7 protein-coding genes are annotated in these 11,357 nt (G+C 41.1%); 2 read left to right on the top strand and 5 right to left on the bottom strand.

What is annotated here, in order from left to right:
* Position 1 precedes the first annotated feature (1 nt).
* Positions 2-1,669 carry an asparagine synthase gene (locus tag L1272_RS05080; protein WP_235372886.1) on the top strand — a complete coding sequence of 556 codons (1,668 nt, stop codon included), beginning with the start codon at positions 2-4 and terminating at the stop codon, positions 1,667-1,669.
* A 115-nt stretch (positions 1,670-1,784) separates the two neighbouring features.
* Positions 1,785-2,354 (top strand): DUF2799 domain-containing protein, encoded by a 570-nt coding sequence (locus L1272_RS05075; protein ID WP_138619528.1) that lies wholly within the window; start codon positions 1,785-1,787, stop codon positions 2,352-2,354.
* Here the strand turns inward: L1272_RS05075 and L1272_RS05070 are convergent.
* The 5 genes from L1272_RS05070 to L1272_RS05050 all read right to left on the bottom strand — a co-directional run bounded on the left by L1272_RS05070 (position 2,340) and on the right by L1272_RS05050 (position 11,130).
* A complete protein-coding gene (locus L1272_RS05070; RefSeq protein WP_235372885.1) occupies positions 2,340-4,022 on the bottom strand; it encodes a sensor domain-containing diguanylate cyclase in 1,683 nt (560 codons plus the stop codon). The genes L1272_RS05075 and L1272_RS05070 overlap by 15 nt on opposite strands.
* Positions 4,023-4,152: 130 nt before the next feature.
* Complete coding sequence (locus tag L1272_RS05065; protein WP_235372884.1) at positions 4,153-5,466, bottom strand: DASH family cryptochrome; 1,314 nt, start codon at positions 5,464-5,466, stop codon at positions 4,153-4,155.
* A 96-nt stretch (positions 5,467-5,562) separates the two neighbouring features.
* Positions 5,563-6,036, bottom strand: coding sequence for a VOC family protein (locus L1272_RS05060; RefSeq protein WP_235372883.1), 474 nt, complete (start codon positions 6,034-6,036; stop codon positions 5,563-5,565).
* A gap of 139 nt (positions 6,037-6,175) precedes the next feature.
* Positions 6,176-9,736 (bottom strand): ImpA family metalloprotease, encoded by a 3,561-nt coding sequence (locus L1272_RS05055; RefSeq protein WP_235372882.1) that lies wholly within the window; start codon positions 9,734-9,736, stop codon positions 6,176-6,178.
* 143 nt (positions 9,737-9,879) lie between these two features.
* Positions 9,880-11,130, bottom strand: a complete 1,251-nt coding sequence (locus L1272_RS05050) for an MFS transporter (protein WP_235372881.1) — start codon at positions 11,128-11,130, stop codon at positions 9,880-9,882.
* Positions 11,131-11,357 lie beyond the last annotated feature (227 nt).

Below are 11,357 nucleotides of genomic sequence, written 5' to 3'. Positions count from 1 at the left end.
CATGGCTATTATTGCAGGTTATTTCCAATTCAATGATTCAGATAAAACTGACTTTAAGTATATAAATCAACTAGCTAATGTATTTAGTAACTATGAAAAAGAACATGTTCGTTTTTTTAATTGCGAGTATGGAGCCATTTTTCAGTATGATTTTGATGCCTATCAGCAGTCGAGCTGGTTGCGAACTGAGTCGCAAATTGCAACACTCATTGGACACCCTCTCATATCAAGCTCTAGAACACAGGACCTAATTACACTTGCGGGCTGCGAGTCTCTCGACTTTTCTTTGCAGCAATGCGAAGGAGTATTTAGCTTTTGTCAATTTGATCTGCAGAGCCAGCACCTAACATTAGCGACTGATCCACTTGGATTAAAACCTTTTTATACCTTACAAACACAGTATGGTTTACTATTTTCCACTAACCTTAATTTATTCAAGCAGTTGGATATCCAACTACAGAACAATCCGGATGCCTTAACTGAGCTTGCCGTGCTTGGTTATCCTCTTTTAGATCATACGCCATTTAAAGACGTAAAATGCTCATACCCAAGTGAAATGCTATGCTTTAATGCAAAACAGGGTGTAACTAGAAAAAGATATTTTGATTGGGTATCACTTGCAAAACAAAAGCTCGTTGCACCAGATGCAATTGAAGGGATCTCAAAGGCTTTTAAAACTTTAGTTGCAAAGGCAAAACATAAAGATAAAACAATTCTTAGCACTTTGTCTGGCGGTTTAGACTCTAGGCTTATTAACAGTGAGTTATTGCGCCAAGGCGTGCAATTGAAGTCGTTTAACTTTTCGCAATCTGATAGCCAAGATCTATTTTGTGCTAAACAATATGCATCACAAAATGCAGTACCATTAGAAGTAATACAAGTTTCAGACACCCAGCGGCTATCTGTCGAACAGCGCCTTGGCAAATATTGGCGTAAAGCGAAACATCAAGATTTCACTAACGTATGCAGACCACAAATAAGCTGGTCAGGAAATGGCGGTAGTGTTGGGATCGGGCTTATTTATTACGGTGATGAAATTTATGCTGCAGCAAAAGAAAACAACTTAGATAAACTAATCAGTGCTTACCTCAAACAACAATACGCTTTTTTACCTAAGTCAGTTGTTCATAATGCTGAACAATTACAACAAAAACTGATAGCTAACTTAAAAATTAGCTTCGAACCACTCGCTGAATTACCACTTGAAAAAGCATTTCAATTATTCTTGCTGCTTAACGATCAACACCACCATTTGAGTGTTCCTAACGAGCAGGTTTGCGAATTTAAAATGGAGTTTTTCCATCCATTTTATTCGTGGAAGGTCCTACAATATCCGTTGGGTTTACCGGTGGAGTACGTTCGCAAACACCGTTTTTATCAACGATGGTTAAAAACCGATTACCCACGAGCTTTACTTGCGCCTTGGCAAACATACCCAGGACACTTGCCTTGCCCAATAACCGTCAAGCATCAAACCCAATGGCAATTGAATAGCGCAAAACTTATGTCGCCCACAGAACTATTAAAGCTATGGTTTAAAATTATGTTTTTTGACCGCCATTTATTGATAAAGCGCTGCCATTTCACTTTACTTTGCATCTTACAGTTAACTCATTTAAAGAATGTTCAGCCTAATTTACGTGTTGCTCAGAAATTCTGCCAATGGTGAATGAAGTTCAGGCCATCATTTTGAATTAATTGCTTTGAAGTAAAAACAGCTTTCTAACAACGAACTTTTCGGGCTAGAATCTATTAGGTTATTAATATCATAAGCTGAGATTTTAATGAGAAAATGGACTCTTCCTCTACTACCCCTAATCGTATTAGCAGGCTGCACCTCGGTTAGCAAAAATGAATGTTTACAAGCTGACTGGCATGGTATTGGTTATAAACATGGTGCAGATGGCACTGAGTATCGCGATGGCATAGATGCACTATCACAATGCAGTGAGTATGGTGTAAATGCTGACATTGCTAAATATAAAGTGGGATACGATCAGGGCCTCGCTACATACTGTGAACCAGAAAATGGCTTTACGTTAGGCATGCAAGGCGCATCATACAATGGTGTCTGTAATAGCACAGCGTTTCGTAAAGCATGGCAAGAAGGTAACGATAGATATCAAGTGCAACAAAGGCTGAGTTATATTGATAATCGTATTGACGATATCGACCGTCGATTAAAAGATATTCGTGGCGAGCTTAACAGTAACCAACTTAATAATACTCAGCAAAAAGAGCTTTATCGAGAACGCAAAGATTTAGAAAACGAGCGTAAAGATTTGCGCAAAGAACGCACATTACTTCCGCTTTTGAATAAACTGCCTAGTGTTGAAATATCAACCGAGTGGTGAGACTTTTAGAGCCAATTTCATTTCATACATTTGTTTATCAGCGATGGCCAAAAGTTCCTTTGCACTGTGTCCGTGTAAAGGATACATGGCGATACCAAAACTCGCACTTACCGGCTGAACCGTTTCATAATCTTGCGCTACTTTTTTAACCGCCTGCTGACATCGTAGCGCTATATCTTGGCACAAACTAGCCTTTGTTAATGAAGGTAAAACAATAACAAACTCATCACCACCAATGCGCGATAGCACATCTTTATCTCTCATTTGTAAACGCAATTGCTGACTAATGTCCAGTAACAAATTATCACCCTGTTCATGACCATATGTATCATTAACGAGTTTGAAATTATCAAGATCAAGATAGATCAATGCAAATTGGTTATGCTCTGCTGGCGTTCTTTGTGAGAAAGCACGCAATTGAATATCGAGTCCTCTGCGATTCAATAGCTTAGTAAGTGGATCTTGATTAACTAGCTCATTGAGAAGCTGGCGCTTTTCTACCGCCGAAGAGATATCATCAAATGCACCGATATAATGAGAAACTAAGCCATTTTCATCATACAGTGCATCTATGGATAATTGCTCAGGAAACACCTCTCCTGACTTTCGCTTATTCCATACCTCTCCTTGCCAACAGCCTTTATCGAGCAACTCAGTCCACATTTGTTGATAAAACTCATCTGGTTGCTTCTTTGCAGAAAGTATTGAAGGTTTTTTACCTATTACCTCATGCTTCTTAAACCCTGTTATTTGCTCAAAAGCAGGATTTACATCAACAATCACAGACTCAGCGGTGGTGATCAGAATCCCTCGGCTAGTTGTAGAAAAAACAGCCGTTAATAGTTTAATTCTCTCATTACTTTTAACTTCCTCTGTAACATCCTCAGAATAACCATTCCATTCTACACTGCCATCAGCTCGGGCTATAGGAGATGATTTTGCCGAAATCCAGATCTGTCCTTTTTTGGGGTGGTTAACGCGAAACACTTCACACCAATCAGTTAGCTCTGCACGTGAATGCTCAATACTTCGTACAATACGTTCCAGATCATCTTGATGTATCGCTTGCATAACTCTATCTGCTGATGACTCAATATCTTTGGGAGAGCAGCCATAGATATCAAATACTTTTGATGTAGCAAATGGGAAAAACGCTTCATCTTTATTGTCTATTACATATTGATAAACAAAGCCTGGGAGGTTATCAGTGAACTTTTTTAGTTCTTGATGTAGGAATTCAATTTCGCGTTCTTTTTGCCATTGTTCCGTAATATCAATATGTATTCCAACCATCCATTCTGGATTACCGTTTTCATCCCACGTTTGTACTTGGCCTTTATCAAGCACTTTAACCCAGTGGCCTCGTTTATGTTTCATACGCGCTTCACAGACATATCGCGCTGATTCACCTTCGAAGTGCTCATTTAATAATTGCTCAGATTTCACTAAGTCTTCAGGGTGAGCAAAGGTAAGCCAAGTATCAATTGAAACGGGTTCTAGTTCGCACAGAGAATAGCCAATGATATCTGCCCATTTATCATTAAAAATTGTTTCGCCTGTTTGCACATTCCAGAGCCAAACTCCCACATCACCACTTTCGAGAAGCAACTGTGCAATATCTAGTCCTAGCTGCGACTTTAGTTCATTGTAAGCTTCACTAAATGCCATAATCTGCCTTAATAACTAGCCTAATGATAAACAATTAAGTCTTATTCATTATTTTAGTTAAAAAGGCAAAAAATACTAAAATATAATCAAATAAATATACTCTTACAGATTTATTGCGGATTGGTATTTTTCACCTTGACGGCCAGTCAACCTCATCAACCGAGTCAAAAAGCGTTGTGGTCGTTTGCTCGCCATTCCATTTGCGAATGTAACGTGACAAAGGATCATAAAGCGCTGTTTGCTTATTGATATGAAAGTGACGCCCACCTCTAGGGTCGACACCGACACCCGCAATATATTGCCAATTGCCCCAATTTGCAGCCACATCATAATCAATAAGTTGCTGTTCGAAGTAAGCTGCACCATAGCGCCAATCAAGAGCTAACTCATTAACCAAACAACTTGCCGCAATCTGCCGCGAGCGGTTAGATATAAAGCCTGTTGTGTTGAGTTCATGCATTATCGCATTTACCAATGGAAATGGAGTGCAGCCATTACACCAAGCAGTGAAACGCTGGCTGTTAAACGTTGTTAGCGGCGCATTTTGCTTTTGACCTTTGAATAAAAAAAGCTTTGCTCCCGCTTGCAGTGCATGCCATTTGAAATATTCGCGCCATAGCAATTCAAACTTTATCCAATAGCTCGACTCATTTGCACCGTTTTGATGCTCATATTTTTCAACTTCGTTATACAGTTGTTTAGCACTAATTGTGCCTCCAGCGAGCCAAACACTAAACTTAGTGCTGTTGCTAAAGCCATCTAACTCATTGCGAGTCTCTTTATAGCTGCTTGGTGCTTTTGAGGAAAAGTACGCACTGCAATGTTGCTGAGCTGCAAATAAACCTCCTTTAAAGTTAGCTGACTGGGTAACTACGTCAGCAATATTGTGTTCAGCGCATAACTGTACTGGGTGAGGTAATCGGCTGACCGCAGGTCGCGGTGCAGCTATAAAGGTTGGCTCAGCTTCTACCTTTTTTCGAAAGGCGGTAAAATTTTTTGGTAATTCATCAAGCTGAAAAGGTAAGTCCGCTGCTTTAAACAAGGTATCTTGCTGATAAATTTTCACGGCAGCTTGAGGGCATAAAGCTTTAATTTTTTCGAGCTGTTTTTGCTCATAAACGCCAACTTGCTCGGTACAAACCAATGTTTCAATGTTATATTTTTGCAAACGTTGGCTGATTACATACTCAGGCTCACCTGTGATCACATGAAGTGTTTGGCCAAGATTATCAACTGCGTTTGCAAATGCAGATAGGCTCTCAAGTAAAAAGTTGTACTTATGTTCCCCATATGGCTTCTGTTGGTAATTAGTTTGCCTAAACCAACGCGGTTCAATCACAAACACTAAATCAAGCTCGCCAGCAAAATCTGCTAATTCAGATAAAATTTCATTATCAGCTAGGCGTAAATCATTTTGTAGCCAATATAAAACTCGTTTTTTCATGGGATAACTCATATGTTTTAACATACATACGAATACCCTTCTTATCCGGATTTAAATATCAGAACAAAATGATTAACTATAATTTGCAGATAGGTATTAAGCATCTTGCTCTTTACTCATAAGCTCGCTCATGCGCTGCATAAGCTCTTGCTCACTGAGGTCTTCTTTGTGTGTACCTATAGTCCAAATATGGCCAAAAGGGTCTTCTAGAGTCCCTGACCTATCGCCATAAAATTGGTCATGTACTGGACGCAGCTCTTTCGCCCCAAGCGATAAGGCTTTAGCAAAAACAGCATCGACGTCTTCAACATACAGCATAATGCTCACCGGCGTACCGCCAAGTTGTTGCGGCGATTTAAATTGCACATCAGGGCAATTATCAGAAAGCATAATATGAGAGTCGGCTATTTTTATTTCAGCATGCGCCACCCCACCATCAGGCAGAGGCATTTGCATTACAAGCTCTGCATTAAAAGCTTGTTTGTAGAACTCTATCGCCTTAGTGGCACCTTCAATAACCAAATACGGGGTTACCGCATGGTAACCTTTTGGGATTGCAGAAACAGCCATGTTACACCTCAACGTTAAATGTGTGAGTTATAAAGGTAGCAGTTGTAGCTAATTTCACTAATCTAATGATAAAAACGCCAGCGAAACATTTCGCTGGCGTTTTAAATACGAATACCAATCAACTTAACAACGCGGTGTATTATTCAGGCCAGCTTTGCGCCCCATCAATTGCAACTTCTGTTTGATTTAACGTCGTGCAATAGCCAGTGGCAGATGAGGCATAGTAAACATCACCTAATACCGTGTAGTTTTTCGCTTTAACCTGCTGTTTTGCTTTGTCTGACGTTGCCATGCCCCACATGCTGAAGTAGTCGCTCAAATCGAGCTCGGTTGCTTCAGAAAGCGCTATTAATAGCCAATCATTGTTGCCTATGCTTTGTGCCTCCGACAAGCTGTAGCTTGAGAAGCCAAGTGCATCTTTTTGTGCCTGCCAATTAGTCTCGCTGTTATCAGCTAGATTAAACGCACGCTCCAAAATGTGTAAGCGAGGGTATAAATGCCAGCCGTTTTCAAGCTTATTGTGTGCCTGTGCGGCCATCATAATTTGTAAATAAATAGCGTGGCTTTGCGACCACTCTGACATCGCTAAATCTTGCATATAAGCAAATGCGTCTGCGCTTTGTTTACTGGCTTGTAAATGATCGAACAAGTTCTCGAATGGCAAGTTTTGGCACGATGCCGAAAAGCCGGTTTCATCCTCAAACTTCGACTTACTGTAGTAGGAGTAAAAGTTGGTATTTGAATGGCCACCAAACCCTTCGATACGGAAGCGCCCTTTTTCAAGTCCATGCCCTAACTCATGGATATCGCCATGCCCTGTTGGATTAAAATTCCAACCTGCGTCATACGGATTGCCCGAACAGCCCCAACCACAGGTCGGTTGGTCTGCATTCATATGTTTTACAATATCAATTGTTTGTACTTCAATATTGCGTTCACTCGCAAAGTCATGAATTTCGCTAACCACATCGATGCCCGGCCCTTTGAAACCAGCAAGTACATGCGGATAGTTATGGGTATAACGCTCTACAGCATGGGCGAAGTCAGACGCTACAGGCCAATAACCATCGTTAATTGAAATACGCATTTTCTCGAGCTTTGAATGCACCTCAAAACCACCGGTTGCCACCTCAGCCCAATCATAATCCCCTTTTTCAAGCAACTCAGCAAAGCGCTCATCATCACTGCTACTGCGCCAATACGGGTGCTCACCTACATTGCTAAATTCAAAGCTGACATCTAAATCATTTTGATCAAACTCAATTTGAATTGGCCCACCGTAAGGTGACGTAAAATAGACTGTTTCATTTGTCTCTATAGGCACATGAACCGACTGCAATTTAGCGGGTCGATTATAGCCATTGCTGCTCATGTAATGTGTTGCGCCATCGCGCAGAGTATTAACAAACACCTTGGTATTCACTGCTTGATTATCAGTGCGTTTGATAGCAAATGTTTGCCCCGGCAAGGCATACACACCCGTTGAGCGAAAATACGCTTTACTTTGCATATTCACGGTGACGGTTTTAGGTGTTACATGACTAAAATCACTACGGCTGAAATTCCCCATATCAACTTGAAGTGGGTTAACTTTACGTATATTTAATACCGCATGATCAGTAAACAGGGCACGAAAGAAGCTTGTATTATCGGTGCTTAGTTTATCCATCGGGAAGCTCACTACTTGGCGATAATGATCTGCAAGCAGCGCCAGTAACTGATAAAAGCGATAGCCTTGCTCAGTAAAGATATCTGTTTTAGCTTGGTCAAAACCTCTAAACACCGAATTAATGATCGTTGCCGCATCACTAAACTGTTGCTGATATTGGCTTTCAGCTGGACAGCTTCGATTATCGCAAGCACTTAAATCAACACTAAATTCGCTGCTTTTAAAGCGGCTAAGTAAGTCTTTAATAGTTTGCGCATCAGTTGGCAAGCTGTCGTTGATAGCAATTGGGTTCCAATTTGCCAATTCTAACCGGTGCCAGTAGTTATCACCTGCAACGCTCACATGGAGTAATTCAAATAGCGCTTTACCTAGTGCCGTTTGACTACCATCACGCTGAATATAGATCACTGCTATATCGTTTTCTTGCGCTTGCTTTACTGCAGCCACTACATTATCAATATTTAATCCTTCACGCTCATGCTGAGAGATAATCAGGATATCCGTGTCAGATGTTAAACACGTTGCTAAAGCGTCGTTGTCACAACTTGCATTGTCGTTATAGCTCACCATGCCTTCATATTGACTATCAAACCACTCTCGCGTTTTGATCCTATCTTGAAAGTAATAGCTTTGATCTAGTTGTGCTAATACAAGTTTGAGTGGCTGCTCTGCGGTTATTTCTCTGCCAGCTAACCATGTGGTGCTGTTTTTCAAAAACTGAGTCATTTGCTCGTTAATGGTATTTCGATAAGGATTACTACCAAATACCAAGTAACGGCCTTGCTCACCATCACTAGTCCCGACTACAGCAAGATTTCTAATTTTTGTCTCGTAGCCATCTTGCCAACTATTGTTGGTAAGTAGTACCGGCTCATTGAATGGATACGTGGCATTTAATAGCGTTGCATCCCAGGTTGGATACCAGCTTAATTCATCAAGGGTGGAGCTTGAGCCAAACCCAAATAAGCTATTTTTAATGCTTTGAAAGCGCGCTTTGTGGGTATCAATTTCATTAAGTGTCGCATCAAGAAGTAATTCGCTGTTTGGCACAACCAGCGCATTACCCGTTTCGAGTGCCTCGGCCACATAACTTTGAGTAATGTTTAACACAAACTCGAAGCTAGTCTCTGTACGTGAATCAGAGGCTGTGATTGTGAATTTATGTTCACCAAGTTCTTCATTACTCGCGGTGCCTGATAAGATGCTAGTTTGCTCATCAAAACTTAGCCACGTTGGTAAACCTGTTACGGTTAAGCTCACATCATCGTTGTCTGCATCGTTGCTGACTAACTGCACACTCAATGCCTGCTCAGCACGCACTTCACTACTCAGTGGAGAAACCACCGGCGCTGAGTTTGCTCTGGCAGCGATGTTAAATGTTTGCTCTGCCTGCTGCGTCACTTTGCCATCTGAATAACGAAAACGAATTTGCTGTTCGCCCGTATTCGCAAACAAGGGCGTGCCGCTAAAACTGAGGTTAGTCGCATCAAAGCTAAGCCAATCAGGTTTACTAACTTCACTTATTACCACAGTGTCATTTTGTGCATCAGTAAATGTTAGCTGGTAAGTATAAGCTTGGCCTTCATTGCTATCCGATGGTGTAGACGTGAGCGTTGGCGGCGTATTTTCGACAAGCTTGGCTTCTACATTAATATCAATCAAAAGCTGGGCAGACAGCTGCCCATCAGTGACCGTAAACTCAATGTTTGCATACTTACCTGCTTGCTCTGGCGTGCCACTGATACTTGCTGAGGCTTCATTAAAACTTAGCCAACTTGGTAAGTTTGTTACAGACAAAGTAAGAGGGTCATTATCTGGATCAGAGACTTCAGGGCTAAAACTCAAGGTTTCACCAACACGTAAAGTCTGTGATTGACCGCTGATTTGCGGCGCTTGATTTTGTGGTGTTTCGGTTACAGGCGGTGTTGTTGTTTGTTTTTCATCTGAGCCTGAGCCGCCACAAGCAGCAAGTGTTAGCAATACAGCCGAGCATAATAGCGAGCGTTTGCACAAAGAGTAAGGTGCGTTCATTGAGTTCTTATTGGTATGGTAAACAATTTTTTAACATTATAAGCCGATACTACAAACTAATATCTCGGAAAAAATACGTAAATTGATATCGCTGTCATTAATTGTTAAAGCGCAAAAAGCCCCATAAAGGGGCTATTTAAAGGTTATGACGGGTTTGCAAAATCGGGTCTGGGTAACTTTTCGAGTATGGCGTATAAATAAATCACCACAACGCAAAGCCCTCCTGCTACAAAGAACAAGGTTGGGCCATTGTAATAATCTAAAATTAAACCACCTCCGAGTGGCGCTAAAGCAAACCCTAAATCATAAAACGAAGCTGCGCCAAAGTAGGCACCACGAAGATGAGAAGGCGCCAGCCTATCAAGGTGAACGTTCATCGTCGGAAACAAAATGGTTTCGGCCAAACTCATCACCACTATCGCACCAATCCAGCCCCAGAATAAATCGATTGGATTAAGTGCTAGCCAAAACTGTGACACCATCAATAGCACCAAGCCAATTTGAATGCGCACCGTTAGGCTAAATCGCGCCATCATTTTTAACAGCAGAAATTGACTTGAAATGATCACTAACGCATTGGTAAAAATAAGCGCAGAAATCAATGCAAGTAGGTCGGGAGCCTCTGCACGAGTTAAGTATTGTATGAGTGAACTATCCATTTGCGCATAAATAAACATGCACAAAATATTGGCTAAAATTAAACACTGCAACAGCTTATCTGCAAATAAAATACGTAAAATTTGCTTGCCCTTTACAGCTGGTTTTTTCTCTTCTGGCTCGTCGATTGCGGCAGTATTTTTTGCAGCTTTATCACTAAAATTAAAGCCCCAAACAAGCAGCACTAATAAAATAGCAAATGCCCCTGCGGTAATATAAAAGCTCGACTGCTCACCGGTTAAACCTAGCCATACCCCAGCTAATGGGCCCACCGCACAGCCCACATTAACAATAAAGTACAGCGACTGCATGGCCAGCTCACGAGTTTGTGCATCATCAATAATATCGCCAATTGCCGCACTGGTTAATGGTCGCCAAAGCGCAGTCGCAATCGAGCATAAGGTCATCACAATCACATAACCGGCCACGGTTTCTACCTCAGCCAACAGCGAGAAAGAAATGATATACAGCACGCCGGTAATGTACATCAGCGTATGCCGGCCCACTTTATCGGATAGGCTACTGCCAATAAAACTGGTAAACACCGAAATCACCGCAGCACTGGTAAGTACCAACCCGACTTCTGTTGCCGATAAAGCAAACTTTTCGTACAAAATCACCGCGAGAAATGGCCATACCATGTAATAGCTACCACGGGTAATAAACGAGCCAAATAAGAAGATCCACATAAGCACAGGAAACTGCTTAAAGCGCGCTAAAGAGATGTCTGAATTCATTATTTTAATTTTTATGGTGATGATGGAAGCACTATACATTAACAGGCTTTAAGATTGTAAATTGACTTCGCTTTAATCATCTTATTTTACTAATCAACAAAAACATAAATAGAAAAAAGTTGTAATAACTGTAAATGCAACTTGAAAAAGATTAATCTAAATAAGAATAATTATTGATTGTATTTTTCATTTCTGTACTATACGCAGCGTCCCTCAAAGGGATAACC

The organism is Pseudoalteromonas sp. PAST1, from assembly GCF_021532515.1.
Lineage (GTDB): Bacteria > Pseudomonadota > Gammaproteobacteria > Enterobacterales > Alteromonadaceae > Pseudoalteromonas > Pseudoalteromonas simplex.
The sequence above is the reverse complement of the archived record's forward strand: the minus strand, read 5'-3'. Positions and strand labels throughout refer to the sequence as shown.

What these genes read in the sequence shown, in the direction of transcription:
- L1272_RS05080 (WP_235372886.1), top strand. Translation starts at nt 2, where the DNA reads ATGGCTATTATTGCAGGTTATTTCCAATTCAATGATTCAGATAAAACT.
- L1272_RS05075 (WP_138619528.1), top strand. Translation starts at nt 1,785, where the DNA reads ATGAGAAAATGGACTCTTCCTCTACTACCCCTAATCGTATTAGCAGGC.
- L1272_RS05070 (WP_235372885.1), bottom strand. Translation starts at nt 4,022, where the DNA reads ATGGCATTTAGTGAAGCTTACAATGAACTAAAGTCGCAGCTAGGACTA.
- L1272_RS05065 (WP_235372884.1), bottom strand. Translation starts at nt 5,466, where the DNA reads ATGAAAAAACGAGTTTTATATTGGCTACAAAATGATTTACGCCTAGCT.
- L1272_RS05060 (WP_235372883.1), bottom strand. Translation starts at nt 6,036, where the DNA reads ATGGCTGTTTCTGCAATCCCAAAAGGTTACCATGCGGTAACCCCGTAT.
- L1272_RS05055 (WP_235372882.1), bottom strand. Translation starts at nt 9,736, where the DNA reads ATGAACGCACCTTACTCTTTGTGCAAACGCTCGCTATTATGCTCGGCT.
- L1272_RS05050 (WP_235372881.1), bottom strand. Translation starts at nt 11,130, where the DNA reads ATGAATTCAGACATCTCTTTAGCGCGCTTTAAGCAGTTTCCTGTGCTT.